We start from the raw sequence: 19,865 nt of genomic DNA, 5'->3' as shown, positions 1-19,865 counted from the left end.
AGTGAAGGAGGGAAAACAAGATGGCGATTAAAAAATTTAAACCTACCACTAATGGTAGACGTAACATGTCTGTATCTGATTTTGCAGAAATCACTACAGATCAACCGGAAAAATCCCTATTAGCACCTCTACCAAAACGTGGTGGACGTAACAACCAAGGGAAATTAACCGTTCGTCATCAAGGTGGCGGTCACAAGCGTCAATATCGTATCATCGATTTCAAACGTGACAAAGATGGTATTCCAGGTAAAGTTGCTACTATCGAATACGATCCAAACCGTACCGCTAACATTGCATTAATCAACTACGCTGATGGTGAGAAGCGTTATATTCTTGCACCAAAAGGCTTACAAGTAGGTCAAGTAATTGAATCTGGTGAAAGCGCGGATATTAAAGTGGGTAACGCTCTTCCGTTAGCAAACATTCCAGTAGGTACAGTAATTCACAATATCGAACTTAAACCAGGAAATGGCGGACAGTTAGCTCGTTCTGCGGGTGCTGAAGCTCAAATCCTTGGTCGTGAAGAAAAATACACATTAGTGCGTTTAGCTTCTGGTGAAGTTCGTTTAATTTTATCAACTTGCCGTGCAACAGTAGGTCAAGTAGGTAACTTAGAACATGAATTAATTCGTGTCGGTAAAGCAGGACGTTCTCGTTGGAAAGGTATTCGCCCAACTGTACGTGGATCTGTTATGAACCCGAACGATCACCCACACGGTGGTGGTGAAGGACGTGCACCTATCGGACGTAAATCACCAATGTCACCTTGGGGCAAACCAACTCTTGGTTATAAGACGCGTAAACGTAATAAAGCTTCAGATAAGTATATTGTGCGTAAACGTAAAAAATAATCGTAATTTAAGGTGGGAATAACTCCCATCTTGGAACTTCGAAAGGAGGTTTATCCATGGGTCGTAGTTTAAAAAAGGGACCTTTTGCAGATGACCATCTATTGAAAAAAATTGATGAACTAAATGAATCTGACAAAAAACAAGTTATTAAAACTTGGTCACGTCGTTCTACTATTTTCCCGACATTCATCGGGCACACTATTGCTGTTTATGATGGACGTAAACATGTTCCTGTATTTGTTACAGAGGACATGGTTGGACATAAATTAGGTGAATTTGCTCCAACTCGTACGTACAAAGGACATGCAAGTGACGATAAGAAAACAAAACGCTAATGAGAGGAGGCGCTCTAAATGCAAGCTAAAGCCGTAGCTAAATCAGTTCGTATTGCTCCTCGTAAAGTGCGATTAGTCGTTGATTTAATTCGAGGAAAACAAGTTGGCGAAGCAATTGCTATTTTACGCCACACACAACGCGGTGCTTCTCCAGTTGTAGAGAAAGTGTTAAAATCTGCAATCGCAAACGCAGAACACAACTACGAAATGGATCCAGATAATCTAGTGATTTCTGAAGCATTCGTTAATGAAGGTGTTACTTTAAAACGTTTCCGTCCACGCGCTCAAGGACGTGCAAGCAAGATTAATAAGCGCACTAGCCACATTACAGTGGTTGTAACAGAAAAGAAGGAGGGATAGTTAGTGGGTCAAAAAGTGAATCCAACAGGTCTTCGCGTTGGTATCATTAAAGACTGGGAGTCTAAATGGTATGCTGGCAAAGACTATGCAGACTTACTACATGAAGATATTAAAATCAGAGAATATCTTGAAAACCGTCTAAAAACCGCAGCTGTTTCCCATGTTGAAATTGAACGTGCAGCTAATCGCGTAAACGTAACAATTCACACTGGTAAACCAGGTATGGTTATTGGTAAAGGCGGATCTGAAGTAGAAGCTCTACGTAACTCATTAAACAGTTTAACTGGCAAACGTGTTCACATCAATATTGTTGAAATCAAGAAAGTTGATGTTAATGCTAAGCTAGTTGCAGAAAATATTGCTCGTCAATTAGAAAATCGTATTTCATTCCGTCGTGCACAAAAGCAAGCTATCCAACGTGCTATGCGTGCTGGTGCAAAAGGAATTAAAACACAGGTATCTGGTCGTCTAGGTGGCGCAGATATTGCTCGTGCTGAACATTACAGTGAAGGAACTGTTCCACTACACACATTACGTGCTGATATCGACTATGCAACAGCAGAAGCTGATACTACGTACGGTAAACTTGGTATTAAAGTGTGGATCTATCGTGGTGAAGTCCTTCCAACTAAATCGAACAAATAAGGAAGGGGGCTATAAACATGTTAATGCCTAAACGTGTTAAATATCGTAGACAACATCGTGGTAAAATGAGAGGCCAAGCAAAAGGTGGTACTCAAGTTACTTTTGGTGAATATGGAATACAAGCTCTTGAGGCTTCTTGGATTACAAGTCGTCAAATAGAAGCTGCTCGTATCGCTATGACTCGTTACATGAAACGTGGCGGTAAAGTATGGATCAAAATTTTCCCAGATAAGCCGTATACAGCGAAGCCTCTAGAAGTCCGAATGGGTTCTGGTAAAGGTGCTCCTGAAGGATGGGTTGCTGTAGTTAAGCCTGGAAAAGTTATGTTTGAAATTGCTGGAGTATCTGAAGAGGTTGCTCGTGAAGCATTACGTCTTGCTTCTCACAAACTTCCAATCAAAACTAAATTCGTAAAACGTGAAGAAATTGGTGGTGAAATCAATGAAGGCTAATGATATCAGAGAACTAACCACTGCCGAAATTGAACAAAAACTTAAATCTTTAAAAGAAGAGTTATTTAATTTACGCTTCCAACTAGCAACTGGTCAACTTGAGAACACTGCACGTATTCGTGAAGTAAGAAAGACCATTGCTCGTATGAAAACTGTTGTCCGTCAACGCGAACTAAGCGTAAACAACTGATAATGAGAGGAGGTTAGCCTCAAAATGACTGAACGTAATAATCGTAAAGTATATACAGGCCGTGTAGTTTCAGATAAAATGGATAAAACAATCACAGTTTTAGTTGAAACTTACAAAAACCATAAATTATATGGTAAACGTGTTAAATATTCTAAGAAATTTAAAGCACATGATGAGAACAATCAAGCAAAAACTGGTGATATCGTTCGTATTATGGAGACTCGTCCGTTATCATCAACTAAACGCTTCCGTCTAGTTGAAATCGTTGAAGAAGCGGTAATTATATAATAAAGTTTCGCTCGGAAGGTATCCGAAGGGAGGTTTAAAGCGTATGATTCAACAGGAAACACGCTTAAAAGTTGCAGATAACTCTGGTGCACGTGAGTTACTTACGATTAAAGTACTAGGTGGCTCAGGTCGCAAAACTGCTAATATCGGTGATGTTATTGTTTGTTCCGTAAAACAAGCAACACCAGGAGGCGTTGTCAAAAAAGGTGACGTTGTAAAAGCAGTAATTGTACGTACTAAATCTGGTGTACGTCGTAAAGACGGCTCATATATTCGTTTTGATGAAAATGCTGCAGTAATCATTCGTGACGACAAAAGTCCAAGAGGAACTCGTATCTTCGGACCAGTTGCACGTGAATTACGTGATGCACAATTCATGAAAATCGTATCTCTAGCTCCAGAAGTTCTATAAGAAGAGAATTACCTTGTAAGGAGGTGCGTAAAGCATGCATGTAAAAAAAGGTGATAAAGTAATTGTTATTTCCGGTAAAGACCGTGGTAAAACAGGCACAATTTTAGAAGCATATCCGAAAAAGGATCGCGTTCTTGTTGAAGGTGTTAACTTGATCAAAAAACACGCTAAGCCTTCTCAAGAGAATCCACAAGGTGGAATTCTTAACCAAGAAGCTCCAATTCATGTTTCTAACGTGATGCCAGTAGATCCAAAGACCGGCAAACCAACACGTGTTGGTTACGAAGTGCGTGATGGAAAGAAAGTCCGCATCGCTAAAAGTTCCGGTGAAGCATTAGATAAATAGTATGTGCTGTGAAAGGAGGGCAACATGGTGAATCAATTAAGACAAAAATACCAAGATGAAATTGTACCATCTTTAATGAATAAATTTAATTACAAGTCTGTTATGGAAGTGCCTGGAATCGAAAAAATCGTTATCAACATGGGTGTTGGTGATGCAGTTCAAAACTCTAAGGCACTAGATAGCGCAGTTGAAGAACTAGCATTAATTTCTGGTCAAAAACCAATGATTACACGTGCTAAAAAATCAATAGCAGGATTCCGTTTACGTGAAGGAATGCCGATTGGTGCGAAAGTTACTCTTCGCGGTGAGCGCATGTATGAATTCCTACAAAAGCTAATCGCGGTATCTCTACCACGTGTACGTGACTTCCGTGGTATTTCTAAAAAAGCTTTTGATGGCCGTGGTAACTACACGCTAGGTGTTAAAGAACAATTAATTTTCCCAGAAATTAATTACGATAAAGTAAGTAAAGTGCGCGGTATGGATATTGTTATCGTAACAACATCTAATACTGATGAAGAAGCACGTGAACTTTTAGCTCAGCTTGGCATGCCTTTCCAAAAATAGACATGAGCTAATACAAGGAGGGAAAATTGTGGCTAAAAAATCAATGATTGCGAAACAAAAACGCACACAAAAGTATCAAGTACAAGAGTATACTCGTTGTGAACGTTGTGGACGTCCGCATTCAGTAATGCGTAAATTTAAACTTTGCCGTATTTGTTTCCGCGAACTTGCCTATAAAGGTCAAATTCCTGGTGTCAAAAAAGCAAGCTGGTAAACCCCGATTCGGGAAGGAGGTAATGATTAATGGTTATGACAGATCCAATCGCAGATATGCTAACTCGCATTCGTAATGCGAACATGGTTAAACATGAAAAGTTAGAACTTCCTGCTTCTAAAATTAAAACTGAAATTGCTGATATTCTAAAAAGAGAAGGCTTTGTACGTGATTATGAAGTTATTGAAGATAACAAACAAGGCGTTCTGCGTATTTTCCTTAAGTACGGTGTAAATGAAGAACGAGTAATTACAGGTATTAAACGTATTAGTAAGCCAGGATTACGTGTTTATGCTAAAGCTGGTGAAGTACCTCGTGTACTAAACGGTTTAGGTATTGCAATCGTATCAACATCTAAAGGTGTACTTTCTGATAAAGAAGCACGCGCTCAAGCTGTTGGTGGCGAAGTACTTGCATATGTTTGGTAATTAATTTTTTATGATGAGGAGGTGCATGGAATGTCTCGTATAGGACTTAAGCCAATTGAGATTCCGAGTGGTGTAGAAGTAAAACTTAATGAAAATACAGTTACAGTTAAGGGCCCTAAAGGTGAATTAACTAGAGAATTTCATCCTGATATGAAGATTGTTGTTGCAGATAACGTGATCACAGTGGAACGCCCAAGTGATCAAAAAACACATCGTTCATTACACGGAACAACTCGTAGCCTACTAGCTAACATGGTTGAAGGTGTATCGAAAGGATTTGAAAAACATCTTCAAATTATCGGTGTTGGTTATCGTGCACAAAAGCAAGGTAATAAAATCGTAGTAAACGCTGGATATTCACATCCAGTTGAAATAGATCCAATCGACGGTATTGAAATCGATGTTCCAAACAACACTTCTGTGATTGTTAAAGGTATCGATAAAGAAAAAGTTGGCGCTGTTGCAGCTAACATTAGAGCTATCAGAAAACCAGAACCTTACAAAGGTAAAGGTATTCGTTACGTTGATGAATATGTACGTCGTAAAGAAGGTAAAACTGCTAAGTAAGGTTAGTTAGGCGAGAAAGGAGTGACCCAGATGATCACAAAACCTGACAAAAATGTTGCACGTAAAAGAAGACATAACCGTGTTCGTAAAAATCTTTTCGGAACACCTGAGCGTCCTCGTTTAAACGTGTATCGTTCAAATAAACACATTTATGCACAGTTAATTGATGATACTAACGGTGTAACATTAGTTAGCGCGTCTACTGTAGATAAAGAATTAAGCGTTGATTCAACTAGCAGTGTTGATGCTGCAACTAAAGTTGGAGAATTGATTGCAAAACGTGCCCAAGATAAAGGTCATAAATCAGTTGTATTTGATCGTGGAGGCTACCTTTATCATGGACGTGTAAAAGCATTAGCAGATGCTGCTCGTGAGGCAGGTCTTGAATTTTAATTGTAAAAGGAGGGACACAGATGAAAACAGTAATCGATCCTAATAAATTAGATCTTGAAGAACGTGTTGTTGCGGTAAACCGCGTAGCAAAAGTTGTAAAAGGTGGACGTCGTTTCCGTTTTGCTGCATTAGTAGTTGTAGGAGATAAGAACGGCCATGTTGGATTTGGTACTGGTAAAGCACAAGAAGTACCAGATGCAATTAGAAAAGCAGTTGATGATGCGAAGAAAAACTTAATCACTGTACCGATCGTTGGAACAACAATTCCACATGAAATTCATGGAGAATTCGGTTCTGGACGTGTATTAATGAAACCAGCTTCTGAAGGTACTGGAGTTATCTCTGGTGGTCCGGTTCGTGCGGTACTTGAGCTTGCTGGTGTTGGTGATATTTTAACTAAGTCACTTGGTTCTAACACACCAATTAATATGATTCGCGCTACTATGAATGGTTTAACTAACCTTAAGCGCGCGGAAGATGTAGCAAAACTACGAGGAAAGTCTGTAGAAGAACTGTTAGGATAAGGAGGGAAACACTATGTCTAAAAAATTAGAAATCACCCTCACACGCAGTGTAATAGGTGCAAAAGAAAAACAAATGAAAACTGTTGAAGCACTAGGTCTTAAAAAGATTCGTCAAACCGTAGTTCTTGATGATACTCCGGCTGTTCGTGGAATGGTTAACCGAGTATCTCATCTTGTAACGGTTAAAGAAGGTTAATAAACAGAAGCGTAAAGAGGAGGTGCTCGTATGAAACTTCATGAATTGAAACCAGCAGAAGGCTCACGTAAAGAGAGAAACCGTGTAGGTCGCGGAACATCATCTGGAAACGGAAAAACTTCCGGTCGTGGTCACAAAGGACAAAACGCTCGTTCTGGCGGTGGTGTACGTCCTGGATTTGAAGGTGGACAAATGCCTTTATTCCAACGTTTACCAAAACGTGGATTTACGAACATAAACCGTAAAGAATATGCTATAGTGAACTTAGACGTTTTAAACCGATTTGAAGACGGCACAGAAATCACTCCTGAGTTATTATTAGAATCAGGTGTCGTAAAGAACGTAAAATCAGGTATTAAAGTACTTGGTAATGGTTCCGTCGAAAACAAATATACCGTTAAAGCTCATAAGTTCTCTGCTTCAGCAAAGGCAGCAATCGAAGAAGCGGGCGGTAAAACAGAGGTGATCTAATGTTCCGTACATTCTCCAATTTTATGCGCGTGGCTGACATTAGACGGAAAATATTTTTTACACTTGCTTTGTTAATTGTATTCCGTCTAGGCACATTTATTCCTGTGCCATTCACAGATAAAACTGCAATTGAACATTTGAACTCGCAAAATAATGTGTTTGGATTTCTAGATACATTTGGCGGTGGGGCATTGATGAATTTCTCCATTTTCGCAATGGGGATAATGCCTTATATTACAGCTTCAATCATTATGCAATTACTACAAATGGATGTTGTACCGAAGTTTACTGAATGGAAAAAGCAGGGTGAAATGGGTAGAAAGAAACTTGCCCAAGTTACCCGTTATGGAACAGTGGTCCTTGCATTCGTTCAAGCAATAGCCATGTCTATTGGCTTCAATGCCATGGCTGGTGGTTTCTTAATTGCCAATCCAGATCCAATGAAGTTCCTTATCATCGCATTAGTATTAACTGCTGGAACAACATTCCTAATGTGGTTAGGTGAACAGATCACTGCAAATGGAGTTGGGAATGGAATTTCGATACTCATTTTTGCAGGTATCGTAGCTGCTATACCGAACGCTGTTGAACAGTTATATGCCCAGTACTTTACAAATCCTGGAGATGAACTGTTTATCAATATCGTTATTGTAGCTTTAATAGCTTTAGTTGCGATAGCAATCACGGCTGGTGTTGTTTTCGTACAACAAGCGTTACGTAAGATCCCAATTCAATATGCAAAGAAACTTGTAAATCGTTCTCCAGTTGGTGGTCATTCTACACATTTACCTCTAAAAGTAAATGCTGCGGGAGTTATCCCAGTAATCTTCGCGATTGCCTTTATTATGGCTCCAAGAACTGTTGCAGGATTCTTTGATGGTAATGTTGCTAATACAATTGAATCGATCTTTGATTATACAACAACAACAGGTATGCTTATCTATGTGGCGCTAATTATTGCGTTTACGTATTTCTATACATTTGTTCAAGTTAATCCTGAGCAAATGGCTGAGAACTTACAAAAGCAGGGTGGATATATTCCAGGAATTCGTCCAGGTAAAAATACTGAAACGTATCTTACTCGTGTTATCAATCGTTTAACATTTGTAGGAGCAATATTCTTGGCTGCAGTTTCCGTACTACCTATTGTATTCGGTAAACTTGCAGGTCTTCCACAATCAATTCAAATCGGCGGCACAAGTCTACTAATCGTTGTAGGTGTAGCAATTCAAACAATGAAGCAATTAGAAGGTCAGTTAGTGAAGCGACACTACAAAGGATTTATTAAGTAAGAATTTGCCAATGAAGCGAGGGGAAAGTTTTGAATCTATTGTTAATGGGTCTTCCTGGTGCAGGCAAAGGTACACAGGCAGATAAAATAAGCGAGAAATATAACATCCCTCATATTTCAACAGGAGATATGTTCCGATCCGCTATTAAAGAAGGAACAGAACTTGGTGTGAAAGCTAAAAGCTTCATGGACCAAGGCGCACTTGTTCCGGATGAAGTAACAATTGGAATCGTAAAAGAGCGTTTGAGTAAAGCTGACTGTGAGAAAGGGTTCTTGTTAGATGGTTTCCCAAGAACCATTGCACAAGCAGAAGCTTTACAAGCACTTTTATCGGAAATGAATCAAGCGATTGACCATGTATTACATGTAGAAGTACCAGAAGATAAATTAGTGGAGCGTTTATCCGGTCGTAGAATTTGTCCAACATGTGGTAGAGCTTATCATGTGATATATAATCCTCCCAAAAAAGAGGGTATCTGTGATATTGATGGTTCAGCGTTAATTCAACGTGATGATGACAAACCAGAAACGGTTAAAAATCGTTTGGCGATCAACATCGAACAATCGAAGCCGTTACTAGACTTTTATGAAGATAGAGGATATCTTGTAACCGTTGATGGTGATCAAGATATCAATAAGGTTTTTCAAGACATTCAATCGATTATTGAAAAGTAATTCATTGTAGGCCCTGCACGAATAGACAATTCTATTTGTTTCATAGTAATAAGAGTCGTTTAGCTTTAATGCTTACTATGTGGATAATGACACCCTGTGTTTAACATTCCACCCTCATTTAGGTGAACGTCATGAAGCGAAACTGATTCGATGCCACGAATAGGTCTTGTTTGTCGAATTTGCAAGAGGCGACAAGGCATTATCGGTTTGAGTGATTGATGATCGTTGTGTCTTGGTAGCAGATGGGGAACACGTAAATATGATCTCGACCAAAGAGAATGAGTAAACATCATATTGAACATGGATTATACGTCTCCAGAAGTCCAAAACAGCCTTCTAGAAACTGGTCGTGTCACAAATGAAAATTTATCGTTTATATGTTGTTTTAGAACAATATTGTGACTGATTTAAAAGAAGGGAGTAAGGCGCGATGGCGAAAGATGATGTAATTGAAGTGGAAGGAACCGTAACAGAAACATTGCCAAATGCAATGTTCAACGTAGAGCTTGAAAACGGTCATACGGTCTTGGCACATGTGTCGGGAAAAATCCGTATGCACTTCATCCGTATCTTACCAGGTGATAAAGTAACGGTAGAACTCTCTCCATATGATTTAACAAGAGGACGAATTACGTACCGTTATAAATAAGCGAGCTCCGATATAAAAGGAGGTAAAGATGATGAAAGTAAGAGCATCTGTAAAGCCAATTTGTGAAAAATGCAAAGTCATTAAACGAAAAGGCAAAGTAATGGTGATTTGTGAAAATCCGAAACACAAGCAAAAACAAGGATAATTGAAGGAGGTGCGCATTTTTTATGGCACGTATTGGAGGTATAGATATTCCACGTGATAAACGTGTAGTAATCTCTTTAACATACATTTATGGTATTGGTAAGAAAACTGCACAAGATATCCTTAAAGAAGCAGGCGTTTCTGAAGATACTCGTGTTCGTGATCTAACTGAAGATGAGTTAGGACGTATTCGTCAAGCGGTGGATGGTTACACAACTGAAGGGGATCTTCGTCGTGAAGTATCGCTTAACATTAAACGTCTAATCGAAATCGGCTCATATCGTGGTCTAAGACATCGTCGTGGTTTACCGGTTCGCGGTCAAAATACGAAGAACAACTCTCGTACTCGTAAAGGCCCACGTCGTACAATCGCTAACAAGAAAAAATAATGTAAGGAGGTAAACTAATAGATGGCTCGTAAAACTAATACACGTAAACGTCGTGTGAAAAAGAATGTTGAGACTGGTGTAGCACATATCCGTTCTACTTTCAACAACACTATTGTAACTATCACTGATGTTCAAGGTAATGTTGTTGGATGGAGTTCTGCAGGTGCACTAGGTTTCAAAGGTTCTCGTAAATCTACTCCATTTGCTGCACAAATGGCTGCTGAAACAGCTGCTAAAACTGCAGTTGATAATGGAATGAAAACTCTAGAAGTATCAGTTAAAGGTCCAGGAGCTGGACGTGAAGCTGCTATTCGTTCTCTACAAGCAGCTGGACTAGAAGTTACAGCTATTAAAGATGTAACTCCAGTACCTCATAACGGTTGCCGTCCACCAAAACGTCGTCGTGTATAATTTAAACGTATATTATTTGTCACCCTGTCTATAATGGGTTATGATGACTAAAAGTATAGATGGTAATAGAGATAAATTTAAGTACACCAAGGTAAATGATGAGAAGATGGTATAGCAACACGCCTTAGGGGCGAGGAGATATATTTCTTATTAAGACCTTACTATACAGCATCGCAAAGACAAACGTACGATAAATTACACAGGTAGTGCAGAAACGCCAACTGCCGATCCCGAGGAATTTCGGTTAGATCACTTTCTAGCCGGGGTTTCGACGTTTTAAAGGAGGGTATTATGGAATGATTGAAATAGAAAAGCCAAAGATTGAAACGGTTGAGATTAGTGATGATGCTACATTTGGAAAATTTGTGGTAGAACCGCTCGAACGTGGTTATGGTACAACTCTTGGAAACTCCTTGCGTCGTATCCTACTATCCTCACTTCCAGGTGCTGCTGTTACGTCAGTTCAAATTGATGGAGCATTACATGAATTTTCAACTATTGATGGAGTAGTTGAAGATGTTACGACAATCATTTTGAATTTGAAAAAGCTAGCCCTTAAAATCTATTCAGACGAACCAAAAACATTAGAAATCGATGTGCAAGGTGAAGGAGTCGTTACTGCGGCAGATCTAACATACGATAGTGATGTAGAAGTATTGAATCCTGAACTTCCAATTGCAACATTAAATGCAAAAGGAAACTTGCGTATGAAATTAACTGCACAACGTGGTCGTGGTTATGTTCCAGCAGATGCAAACAAACATGAAGATCAACCAATTGGTGTTATTCCAGTTGATTCCATTTTCACACCAGTATCACGTGTCACTTACCAAGTTGAGAATACTCGTGTAGGTCAAAGTGCAAACTACGATAAATTAACTTTAGATGTTACAACTGATGGAAGCATTCGTCCAGAAGAAGCGATTTCTTTAGGGGCAAAGATCTTTTCTGAGCATTTAAATATTTTCGTAGGCTTAACTGATGAAGCACAGAATGTTGAAATAATGGTTGAGAAAGAAGAAGACCAAAAAGAAAAAGTAATGGAAATGACAATTGAAGAATTAGACCTATCGGTTCGTTCTTACAATTGTTTAAAACGTGCTGGCATTAATACAGTTCAAGAGCTTTCAAATAAATCTGAAGAAGATATGATGAAAGTGCGTAATCTAGGTCGTAAATCATTAGAGGAAGTTAAAGTTAAGCTTGCTGATTTAGGTTTAGGTTTACGTAAAGAAGATTAATATCGGACATCTTTAGAGTTTCAAGAAAGGGAGGGATAGTCCATGGCAAGAAAACTAGGACGTACAACAGATCAACGACTAGCACTACTTCGCAACCTTGCTTCTGATTTAATTATTCATGAGCGGATTGAAACAACAGAAGCTAAGGCTAAAGAACTTAGATCTGTAGTAGACAAAATGATTACATTAGGTAAACGTGGTGATCTACATGCTCGTCGTCAAGCAGCTGCTTTCTTATACAACAAAGAGGCTAATGAAGAAGATACAGTTCTTCAAAAGCTATTCAATGATGTAGCGAAGCGCTATGAAGACAGACAAGGTGGATATACACGCGTTCTTAAGTTAGGCGAACGCCAAGGTGATGGAGCGAAAATGGCAATTATTGAGCTAGTTTAATCAATCCATACGCGTTAAGGGCAGGACTTGATCTCTTCCACGAGGTGAAATCCAAGCCCTTTTTTTGTATAGAAAAGGGCTTGGATTTCAGGTTAAGTGGATCACGTGTTTCGATTGAATGGGCAATATACATGTAATATAAGCGGTATGAAGTGGTTAACTAGGGTTAGTTATAGAGGAAATTAGGCATCCGAACCTTTAGATGGTCGCTAGAACTGTAATAGGGAAATATACCATATAATGGGCAGATGTTTCGGATACACGGTTATGCTATACAAGCATAGTTGAAAGCTAATTATCCTGCTTTAGGTTCACTAAGCTAAGTAAGGTCAGCCCCAACCACTTTCCCCAGACACCCTTCGCTAAATTAAACACCTATCTATTAACATTCAACAACAGAAGTAGTAAAATACATACATGGATGTAACCTAAAGGCTACGTAGAGAATAGGAGGAATAAAGATGAGAGAGAAGTTTATAGAGTTTAGGAATGTATCGTTTCGATACGGAGAAGAGCAGCCTTGGGTATTAGAGAACGTTTCATTTGAAATATATCAAGATGAATGGGTAGCGATTATTGGGCATAATGGATCTGGTAAATCGACAATCGCTAAGTTAATGAATGGACTATTGTATCCCCAAGAAGGGGAAATTTTAATAAATGGGATGCCAGTTAACGACGAGCACGTCTGGGAAATTCGTAAGCAAGTAGGAATGGTCTTCCAGAACCCTGATAACCAGTTTGTCGGGACAACTGTTCAGGATGATGTAGCCTTTGGAATGGAGAATAGAGGTGTCCCAAGAGAAGAAATGGTCACTAGAATTGATGAGGTATTAAAGGCTGTACGGATGGAAGATTATCGCCTTACAGAACCACATCGACTATCAGGCGGACAAAAGCAACGAGTGGCGATAGCTAGTGTGCTAGCCATTCAACCAGCTGTTCTAATCCTAGATGAGGCGACAGCAATGTTAGATCCAAAGGGTCGTAAAGAAATTATGCGAACCGTTTCAGAGATTCAAGCAAAGAATGAGATTTCACTTATTACGATAACACATGATTTACAGGAAGTAGTACAAGCAGAGCGCGTTATCGTGATGAATAGCGGTAAGGTATGGGAAGAGGCGACACCGCGAGAGGTTTTTGCTAAAAAGGATGAGTTACGGAAAATCGGCTTAGATGTTCCCTATATTGCGTTACTGGCAGATGAATTAAAACGAAATGGGCTAGAGATCTCGACGGAACCTTTAAATCATGAAGAATTATTGGAGGAATTATGGACATTACATTCAAAGATGTAAGTTACATCTACCAAGCAAACTCACCTTTTGCTCATTCTGCGTTAAAGGACCTATCCTTTCATATTCCATCTGGATCCTTTGTCGCGATAGTTGGTCATACTGGATCTGGTAAGTCAACATTACTCCAGCACTTAAATGGACTGTTAACACCAACTAAAGGTGAAGTTCGAATTGGTGACTTTCATATTAATTCGGATAAAAAAACGGAGAATTTAAAGGAACTTCGTAGTCGAGTAGGAGTCGTCTTTCAGTATCCTGAACACCAATTATTTGATGAAACCGTCGAAAAGGACATCGCGTTTGGACCGAAGAACTTTGGGGTTTCCGATACAGAAATAGCGGAACGAATACGAGATATTATTCCTGCAGTTGGAATGGATGAGTCTTTACTAGAAAGATCCCCTTTTGATCTAAGTGGTGGACAAATGAGACGGGTTGCGATAGCTGGAGTTCTTGCTATAAAGCCAGAGATTCTTGTTTTAGATGAGCCAACTGCAGGGCTAGATCCAAGAGGTCAATTGGAAATAATGGACATGTTCTATACGCTTCACCAAGAGCGCAACTTAACTACGATACTAGTAACACATAGTATGGAGGATGCCGTCAAATACGCTGACCACGTCATTATCATGAACAAAGGAACGAAATATATGGAAGGTTCACCTGAAGAGGTATTTACGCAACGAGAAGCGCTTCATCAGGTGCAATTAGAAGTCCCTGAAGCTATTCAATTTATTACCTCATTTCAGGAGAAATTTGGGTTAACCATCCCCTTCAAGCGTCAAACCGTTGAAGAGCTTGCGGTTGAGATTCAGCAATTACTAAAGGGGGCTGAATCGGATGAATAACATGATGATTATCGGACAATATGTCCCAGGAAATTCTTTAGTGCATCGGTTAGACCCAAGAATGAAGATTACGATCATCTTCTTATTCGTTATTATTGTGTTCTTTGCTAATAATGTCGTTAGCTATAGTATTTTGACAGCATTTGCGATTATTACGATTGTTATCACGAGAATCCCGTTTCGTTTTATATTGAAGGGATTAACACCAGTATGGTTCTTAATTATTTTTACCTTTATCCTGCATTTGATTGTAACAAAGGAAGGTTCCGTAGTTTTTGATTTATTTGGGTTTAAAATATACTCAGGAGCCATTATACAGGGGTTTGCAATCTCGCTACGATTCTTCCTATTAATCTTGATTACATCGCTATTAACGTTAACGACAACACCAATAGAGATCACAGATGCGATTGAAGATATGTTACATCCATTGAAGAAAATCAAGTTCCCAGTACATGAACTAGCTCTCATGATGTCGATATCCTTACGTTTTATCCCAACCCTTTTACAAGAGACGGATAAGATATCAAAGGCACAAGCATCAAGGGGAGTGGATTTTCGTACTGGACCAATGAAGGAACGGTTAAAAGCCATTGTTCCTCTATTAGTACCGCTATTTGTTAGTGCGTTTAAGCGTGCGGAAGAGCTTGCGATGGCGATGGAAGCTAGAGGCTACCAGGGAGGAGAGGGAAGAACGAAGCTAAGGCAATTAAAAATTGATAAGATCGATATCTTTGTTTTGCTTTTCTTCTTATTGGTAATTGCTGGGCTATTCTTAACGAGAAATTATTCATAGTTTGGAGGTTGGACAGTTTTGCCGAAAATTAAATGTACGATTAGCTATGATGGAACTAATTTCCATGGCTATCAGGTCCAGCCCGATAAACGAACCGTTCAACTAGAATTAGAGCATGCATTGGAAAAAATCCACAAAGGTGAAAAAATCCATATTCATGCATCCGGCAGAACCGATACAGGGGTTCATGCTAAGGGACAAACCATTCACTTTGAAACGAATCTAGATATCCCGGGAAATAGTTGGAGGAAGGCACTCAATGCCTTATTACCGAGTGATGTATATGTGACACATGCAGAAGTAGTTTCTAATGATTTTCACGCTAGATACAATGTAGTGGAGAAGGAATATCGTTATTTTTTATTAAATACAACGAATCCTGATGTTTTTAGACGAAATCATGTGTATCATTTTCCATATAAGCTTGATATAGAAGCAATACAAGAAGCTTGTCGTTATTTAGAAGGAACCCATGACTTTACCACCTTTTCTTCAGCAAAGGCAACTGTCAAAGGGAATAAGGTAAGAACGTTGTATGAGGTTTCATGTAATCAAGATAACGGGCAAATAGAATTTATTTTCCGAGGTAGTGGATTTTTATATAATATGGTTCGAATCTTAGTAGGAACGTTAATCGATGTTGGGCAAGGGAAAATTAGCCCTTCTGATATTGGCACGTTGTTAGAGGCAAGGGACCGGAAATATGCCGGAAAAACAGCTCCAGCTCAAGGTTTATTCTTGTGGAGAGTAAGCTATTAAGGCATCATTATTTCTGACAAAACACTACATTTCCTGGGAAATATCGACACCTTTCTTTTTAGATAGAAATGCTGTATAATAGAAAGAGTGTTTTTGCAATGAATTATAAAAAAATATCAATAAATAAATCTGCCAGACTCTTGACAATTTACCCTATTTTGATATATTATGGTCTATGGCATTTTATTTCTAAAACCGCGATTAGCCCCGGAACTAATTGTGTTGAAAATATAGGAATAACGAACTTTAAACATTTAAAAATTTATGAATGAAAAATATGGAGGGAACCAATCATGCGCACAACTTTCATGGCGAATGAAAACAATATCGAACGCAAATGGCTTGTTGTGGATGCTGAAGGCCAACGCCTTGGTCGTCTAGCAAGTGAAGTTGCTGCAATCCTTCGTGGAAAGCATAAGGCAACTTATACACCACACGTTGATACTGGTGATTATGTAATCATCGTTAACGCTGACAAAATTGAACTAACTGGAAACAAATTAAGTGACAAGAAGTACTACCGTCACTCTGGACATCCAGGTGGATTAAAAGAACGTACTGCTGATGAAATGCGTACAAAATATCCTGAGCAAATGCTTGAGATTGCAATCAAAGGCATGCTTCCAAAAGGATCTTTAGGACGTAAAATGGCTAAGAAATTACATGTATACAGAGGTGCTGAGCACAATCACGCAGCACAAAAACCTGAAGTTTACGAACTTCGCGGATAATAAAAGGAGGTAAATCAATTGGCACAAGTACAATACTACGGCACAGGTCGTCGTAAAAGCTCAACTGCACGTGTACGTTTAGTACCGGGTACTGGTAATGTAACCATTAATGGTCGTGATGCAAAAGACTATTTCCCATATGAAACTCAAATTCTAATTCTTAACCAACCACTACAAGCTACTGAAACTCAAGGAACATATGATGTAATCGTTAATGTTCATGGTGGTGGATTTACTGGTCAAGCTGGTGCTATCCGTCATGGTATCGCACGTGCTTTACTAGAAGCAGATCCAGGTTATCGTCCAGCGCTTAAAAGTGCAGGGTTCCTAACTCGTGACCCTCGTATGAAAGAACGTAAGAAATACGGTCTTAAAGGCGCTCGTCGTGCACCTCAGTTCTCAAAACGTTAATATTTCAATGTTTAAAGGCTCTCAACATATTAAGTTGGGAGCCTTTTCTGTTTCATAGGTCCATTCGTATATAAACTAATTCAGGTGGAGGCAAATAGATAGGGATGCCAGAATTAAAACGTATGGAAGCCTATGAAACAAAGCTTATAGGGAAGAGTATATGAACACAATATTCCTTTCTAATAAGGAATGTATACTATCACTAGCTGGTGAAGTTAGTAGGAAGATTGTATTGTGTGATTATGAAGTACGTGTATTCAAATTGAAAAAAGCTCCTCAAATTGAAGGAGCTTTTTTATTTGCTATTTTTTCTATAGGTTCGTATCATACCACCATTAGGACATATCACGGGGTTGTTGCTGTATTTTGTTACAGACGCTTCGTAATTATTCTTACACGAAAATAAAATGTAAGGTAGTATACCTACTAATCACGCTTAAATCTAGCAAGAAATGATACTGAATTGCCAAAAGCAGTTTGGGCCATTTATAAGGGAGGTAAGGAAATGATTATCCTTGCCTCCCTTCACGTTCATCAGGCGATAGTAAAATGACCATATAAAAGGTCAAAAAAGTGACCGTTGCAACGGTCATTTTCCAGGGAAGCGTTTTCTAAAGAATACGATAAGATTAATAACAAGGGAGGCGTGGCTGTGAGTTCAAAAAACAACCGTGAACATGATTTGTTAATGTTTCTTTCCAAGAGTCAAGGTTACGTTACCTCGAACGAACTTGTAGAAGAACTAAAGGTTTCTCAAAAAACAGTTTATCGTTTAATAAAGAAAATTAACGATGAGTACATGGACAGCCCTTTAATTATATCGGAAAGAGGGAGAGGGTATAAGTTAGATTACGAGAATTTTATCAATTATCAAAAAAGTGATAATAAATACAAGGAAAAACACTTTTCTCCAAGTGAGAGACGTAAACGCATTATGGAAGAATTATTGTTGTCCTCTCCTAAACCTATCAATATATACCATTTATACAGTGATTATTATGTTGGGGATTCCGTTATTTTTAATGACGAACAGCTTATGAGCGAAAAACTGCAAAAGTACAATTTGGTTTTAGAGCGAAAAGATAGGAAGCTAGCGATATTAGGGGAAGAAGTAGATATTCGGAAAGCAATTAAGCACATGAATGAAATATTTAATACGATTGATATTGATGATTTAAAAAGGAATCAAGAACTTAACTTTAATCAATACGATGTTTTATTTATATTAGGCCAACTAAGGGATATTGAAAAGGATTTAGATATCACGATTCCCTACCCATATAATGTAAACATTTTCTCCCATTTATATATATTACTTAGTCGCTTAAGAAAAGTTCCTGCCTTACTTTTTAGAGATAAGGCTTCAATGGAAGAAATGGAGAATATGAAAAGAGATCCTATTTTGTATCCGATTGCTAAAGGTATTGTAACCAACATTGAAAAATATTTAGGCAGTTCTTTACCGGATATTGAGATTTATTTCCTTTATCAGTATTTAGTATCATCCAGAATGCAAGGGTCCCTTGCTAAAACCTCCACATTTTCACCAGAGGTTATTCAAGTGACAGAAGCGTATATTGAGGGGATGAGTATTTACTTAGGAATGGCTATCGAAAGTGAGTCTATTTTTACAGATTTAGCTAACCATATTAAACCTATGCTTAATAGATTAGACTATAAAATTCGGATTAAAAATAGTTTGTTAAGTCAAATCAAGGTAACGTATGAAGATGTTTATTCGGGCGTCACGAATGTATCCGAATTTGTAAGTAAAAAATTCAATCTACCAGCAATTAATGAAGATGAAAATGGGTTTATCACACTCTATTTTGCAAAGGTGATCGTAACTGGTCAATATCAACATCCGATAAAAACGTTAATTATGTGTACGACAGGAATTGGAACGTCAGAACTGTTAAAGGCAAAGGTATCACGAAAATTCCCTGAGTTAGAGATTCTTGATGTTGTAGCTTCACAGAACATGCAGATGATTAAAGAGAAATATGCAGATGCCGAGTTAATTCTAAGTACGGTTCATATTAAGGAAGAAATACCAATCCATTGTTTATTAGTGAGTGCTATGTTTACACTGGATGACCAGAAGAGACTTCAGCGAAAGATAGAGGAGATTTACCATGGATATTAACTCTTTTTATCACGTTTGTTTTAATTGTGAGTTAAAAACTAAAGAAGAAGTATATACCTTTATCGCTGACATGGTGTGCCGGGATAATCCTTCGCAAAAAGAAGAAATCGTGAACCAATTATATCAAAGAGAAAATGTAGGGAGCATATTAATCGCTGAACAAGTGATGTTGCCTCATATGGAAAGCGACCTAATAGAGAAGAGTCAAATCGTATTTATCCATCTAGCAAACCCTATACAATCCTGGGATGAACAGACAAAGGATATCCGTTTATTCATTGTCATTTTATTAAAAGAAAATGAACAGGAGCAAATAAAGAAAAGAATATCGTTGTTCACTCGAACATTAGCAGATGAAGCGTATTTAAATCGATTATTGTGTAGTAATGACAAGGAAGCGTTTAATCAAGAACTTATAAAAATTTAGGAGGAATAATG

At 38.5% G+C, this 19,865-nt stretch carries 33 protein-coding genes; all 33 read left to right on the top strand.

Annotation, left to right across the window (positions count from 1 at the left end; translation table 11 throughout):
• Nucleotides 1-20: 20 nt before the first annotated feature.
• On the top strand, nt 21-851 hold the full coding sequence (gene rplB, locus AAIB49_RS11200; protein WP_186871261.1) for a 50S ribosomal protein L2: 831 nt from the start codon (nt 21-23) through the stop codon (nt 849-851).
• Nucleotides 852-907: 56 nt separating this feature from the next.
• A complete protein-coding gene (gene rpsS / locus AAIB49_RS11195; protein WP_186871262.1) occupies nt 908-1,186 on the top strand; it encodes a 30S ribosomal protein S19 in 279 nt (92 codons plus the stop codon).
• 18 nt (nt 1,187-1,204) lie between these two features.
• Nucleotides 1,205-1,546: a 50S ribosomal protein L22 gene (gene rplV, locus AAIB49_RS11190; RefSeq protein WP_186871263.1), complete on the top strand. Its 342-nt coding sequence runs from the start codon at nt 1,205-1,207 to the stop codon at nt 1,544-1,546.
• A 3-nt stretch (nt 1,547-1,549) separates the two neighbouring features.
• Nucleotides 1,550-2,191 (top strand): 30S ribosomal protein S3, encoded by a 642-nt coding sequence (gene rpsC, locus AAIB49_RS11185; RefSeq protein ID WP_186871264.1) that lies wholly within the window; start codon nt 1,550-1,552, stop codon nt 2,189-2,191.
• A gap of 17 nt (nt 2,192-2,208) precedes the next feature.
• On the top strand, nt 2,209-2,643 hold the full coding sequence (rplP, locus tag AAIB49_RS11180) for a 50S ribosomal protein L16 (protein WP_010095762.1): 435 nt from the start codon (nt 2,209-2,211) through the stop codon (nt 2,641-2,643).
• On the top strand, nt 2,633-2,833 hold the full coding sequence (gene rpmC, locus AAIB49_RS11175; protein ID WP_047983280.1) for a 50S ribosomal protein L29: 201 nt from the start codon (nt 2,633-2,635) through the stop codon (nt 2,831-2,833). Before rplP ends, rpmC begins: the two co-directional genes overlap by 11 nt.
• 24 nt (nt 2,834-2,857) lie before the next feature.
• Nucleotides 2,858-3,121: a 30S ribosomal protein S17 gene (rpsQ, locus tag AAIB49_RS11170; protein ID WP_186871265.1), complete on the top strand. Its 264-nt coding sequence runs from the start codon at nt 2,858-2,860 to the stop codon at nt 3,119-3,121.
• Nucleotides 3,122-3,164: 43 nt separating this feature from the next.
• On the top strand, nt 3,165-3,533 hold the full coding sequence (gene rplN / locus AAIB49_RS11165; protein WP_010095756.1) for a 50S ribosomal protein L14: 369 nt from the start codon (nt 3,165-3,167) through the stop codon (nt 3,531-3,533).
• 34 nt (nt 3,534-3,567) lie between these two features.
• Nucleotides 3,568-3,879, top strand: coding sequence for a 50S ribosomal protein L24 (gene rplX, locus AAIB49_RS11160; protein WP_339217500.1), 312 nt, complete (start codon nt 3,568-3,570; stop codon nt 3,877-3,879).
• Nucleotides 3,880-3,906: 27 nt separating this feature from the next.
• The gene (gene rplE, locus AAIB49_RS11155) at nt 3,907-4,446 is read left to right on the top strand and encodes a 50S ribosomal protein L5 (RefSeq protein ID WP_186871298.1); all 540 of its coding nucleotides are present in this window, start codon (nt 3,907-3,909) and stop codon (nt 4,444-4,446) included.
• Nucleotides 4,447-4,474: 28 nt separating this feature from the next.
• Nucleotides 4,475-4,660, top strand: coding sequence for a type Z 30S ribosomal protein S14 (locus tag AAIB49_RS11150; protein ID WP_186871267.1), 186 nt, complete (start codon nt 4,475-4,477; stop codon nt 4,658-4,660).
• A 29-nt stretch (nt 4,661-4,689) separates the two neighbouring features.
• Nucleotides 4,690-5,088, top strand: a complete 399-nt coding sequence (rpsH, locus tag AAIB49_RS11145; protein WP_186871268.1) for a 30S ribosomal protein S8 — start codon at nt 4,690-4,692, stop codon at nt 5,086-5,088.
• Between the two features lie 30 nt (nt 5,089-5,118).
• Nucleotides 5,119-5,655, top strand: a complete 537-nt coding sequence (gene rplF / locus AAIB49_RS11140) for a 50S ribosomal protein L6 (RefSeq protein ID WP_186871269.1) — start codon at nt 5,119-5,121, stop codon at nt 5,653-5,655.
• Between the two features lie 30 nt (nt 5,656-5,685).
• Nucleotides 5,686-6,048 carry a 50S ribosomal protein L18 gene (gene rplR / locus AAIB49_RS11135; protein ID WP_186871270.1) on the top strand — a complete coding sequence of 121 codons (363 nt, stop codon included), beginning with the start codon at nt 5,686-5,688 and terminating at the stop codon, nt 6,046-6,048.
• A 20-nt stretch (nt 6,049-6,068) separates the two neighbouring features.
• Nucleotides 6,069-6,572 carry a 30S ribosomal protein S5 gene (gene rpsE / locus AAIB49_RS11130; RefSeq protein WP_186871271.1) on the top strand — a complete coding sequence of 168 codons (504 nt, stop codon included), beginning with the start codon at nt 6,069-6,071 and terminating at the stop codon, nt 6,570-6,572.
• 13 nt (nt 6,573-6,585) lie between these two features.
• The gene (rpmD, locus tag AAIB49_RS11125) at nt 6,586-6,768 is read left to right on the top strand and encodes a 50S ribosomal protein L30 (protein WP_186871272.1); all 183 of its coding nucleotides are present in this window, start codon (nt 6,586-6,588) and stop codon (nt 6,766-6,768) included.
• A 30-nt stretch (nt 6,769-6,798) separates the two neighbouring features.
• Complete coding sequence (gene rplO, locus AAIB49_RS11120; protein WP_186871273.1) at nt 6,799-7,239, top strand: 50S ribosomal protein L15; 441 nt, start codon at nt 6,799-6,801, stop codon at nt 7,237-7,239.
• A complete protein-coding gene (gene secY / locus AAIB49_RS11115; RefSeq protein WP_339217495.1) occupies nt 7,239-8,531 on the top strand; it encodes a preprotein translocase subunit SecY in 1,293 nt (430 codons plus the stop codon). Before rplO ends, secY begins: the two co-directional genes overlap by 1 nt.
• A gap of 29 nt (nt 8,532-8,560) precedes the next feature.
• Nucleotides 8,561-9,205: an adenylate kinase gene (locus tag AAIB49_RS11110; RefSeq protein ID WP_186871275.1), complete on the top strand. Its 645-nt coding sequence runs from the start codon at nt 8,561-8,563 to the stop codon at nt 9,203-9,205.
• Between the two features lie 430 nt (nt 9,206-9,635).
• On the top strand, nt 9,636-9,854 hold the full coding sequence (gene infA, locus AAIB49_RS11105; RefSeq protein ID WP_010095735.1) for a translation initiation factor IF-1: 219 nt from the start codon (nt 9,636-9,638) through the stop codon (nt 9,852-9,854).
• A 31-nt stretch (nt 9,855-9,885) separates the two neighbouring features.
• Nucleotides 9,886-9,999, top strand: coding sequence for a 50S ribosomal protein L36 (gene rpmJ, locus AAIB49_RS11100; RefSeq protein ID WP_010095733.1), 114 nt, complete (start codon nt 9,886-9,888; stop codon nt 9,997-9,999).
• Between the two features lie 22 nt (nt 10,000-10,021).
• Nucleotides 10,022-10,387 (top strand): 30S ribosomal protein S13, encoded by a 366-nt coding sequence (gene rpsM / locus AAIB49_RS11095; protein WP_186871276.1) that lies wholly within the window; start codon nt 10,022-10,024, stop codon nt 10,385-10,387.
• Nucleotides 10,388-10,408: 21 nt separating this feature from the next.
• Nucleotides 10,409-10,798 (top strand): 30S ribosomal protein S11, encoded by a 390-nt coding sequence (gene rpsK / locus AAIB49_RS11090; protein ID WP_010095726.1) that lies wholly within the window; start codon nt 10,409-10,411, stop codon nt 10,796-10,798.
• Between the two features lie 296 nt (nt 10,799-11,094).
• A complete protein-coding gene (locus tag AAIB49_RS11085) occupies nt 11,095-12,039 on the top strand; it encodes a DNA-directed RNA polymerase subunit alpha (RefSeq protein ID WP_339217492.1) in 945 nt (314 codons plus the stop codon).
• A 42-nt stretch (nt 12,040-12,081) separates the two neighbouring features.
• Nucleotides 12,082-12,435 (top strand): 50S ribosomal protein L17, encoded by a 354-nt coding sequence (rplQ, locus tag AAIB49_RS11080; protein WP_186871278.1) that lies wholly within the window; start codon nt 12,082-12,084, stop codon nt 12,433-12,435.
• Nucleotides 12,436-12,896: 461 nt separating this feature from the next.
• Nucleotides 12,897-13,736, top strand: coding sequence for an energy-coupling factor ABC transporter ATP-binding protein (locus AAIB49_RS11075; RefSeq protein ID WP_186871279.1), 840 nt, complete (start codon nt 12,897-12,899; stop codon nt 13,734-13,736).
• Nucleotides 13,712-14,584, top strand: a complete 873-nt coding sequence (locus AAIB49_RS11070) for an energy-coupling factor ABC transporter ATP-binding protein (protein WP_211742689.1) — start codon at nt 13,712-13,714, stop codon at nt 14,582-14,584. Before AAIB49_RS11075 ends, AAIB49_RS11070 begins: the two co-directional genes overlap by 25 nt.
• The gene (locus tag AAIB49_RS11065; RefSeq protein WP_211742690.1) at nt 14,577-15,380 is read left to right on the top strand and encodes an energy-coupling factor transporter transmembrane component T family protein; all 804 of its coding nucleotides are present in this window, start codon (nt 14,577-14,579) and stop codon (nt 15,378-15,380) included. Before AAIB49_RS11070 ends, AAIB49_RS11065 begins: the two co-directional genes overlap by 8 nt.
• 18 nt (nt 15,381-15,398) lie before the next feature.
• Nucleotides 15,399-16,139, top strand: a complete 741-nt coding sequence (gene truA / locus AAIB49_RS11060; RefSeq protein WP_339217485.1) for a tRNA pseudouridine(38-40) synthase TruA — start codon at nt 15,399-15,401, stop codon at nt 16,137-16,139.
• Nucleotides 16,140-16,432: 293 nt separating this feature from the next.
• Nucleotides 16,433-16,870: a 50S ribosomal protein L13 gene (rplM, locus tag AAIB49_RS11055; protein WP_186871283.1), complete on the top strand. Its 438-nt coding sequence runs from the start codon at nt 16,433-16,435 to the stop codon at nt 16,868-16,870.
• 18 nt (nt 16,871-16,888) lie between these two features.
• Nucleotides 16,889-17,281, top strand: coding sequence for a 30S ribosomal protein S9 (rpsI, locus tag AAIB49_RS11050; RefSeq protein WP_339217483.1), 393 nt, complete (start codon nt 16,889-16,891; stop codon nt 17,279-17,281).
• A gap of 652 nt (nt 17,282-17,933) precedes the next feature.
• Complete coding sequence (locus AAIB49_RS11045) at nt 17,934-19,427, top strand: BglG family transcription antiterminator (protein WP_343458093.1); 1,494 nt, start codon at nt 17,934-17,936, stop codon at nt 19,425-19,427.
• On the top strand, nt 19,417-19,854 hold the full coding sequence (locus AAIB49_RS11040) for a PTS sugar transporter subunit IIA (protein ID WP_343458092.1): 438 nt from the start codon (nt 19,417-19,419) through the stop codon (nt 19,852-19,854). Before AAIB49_RS11045 ends, AAIB49_RS11040 begins: the two co-directional genes overlap by 11 nt.
• Nucleotides 19,855-19,865 lie beyond the last annotated feature (11 nt).

It is taken from the genome of Ornithinibacillus proteolyticus (assembly GCF_039581225.1).
Lineage (GTDB): Bacteria > Bacillota > Bacilli > Bacillales > Amphibacillaceae > Ornithinibacillus > Ornithinibacillus massiliensis.
Note: the sequence above shows the minus strand (reverse complement) of the source record. Positions and strands in the feature narration are given on the sequence as shown.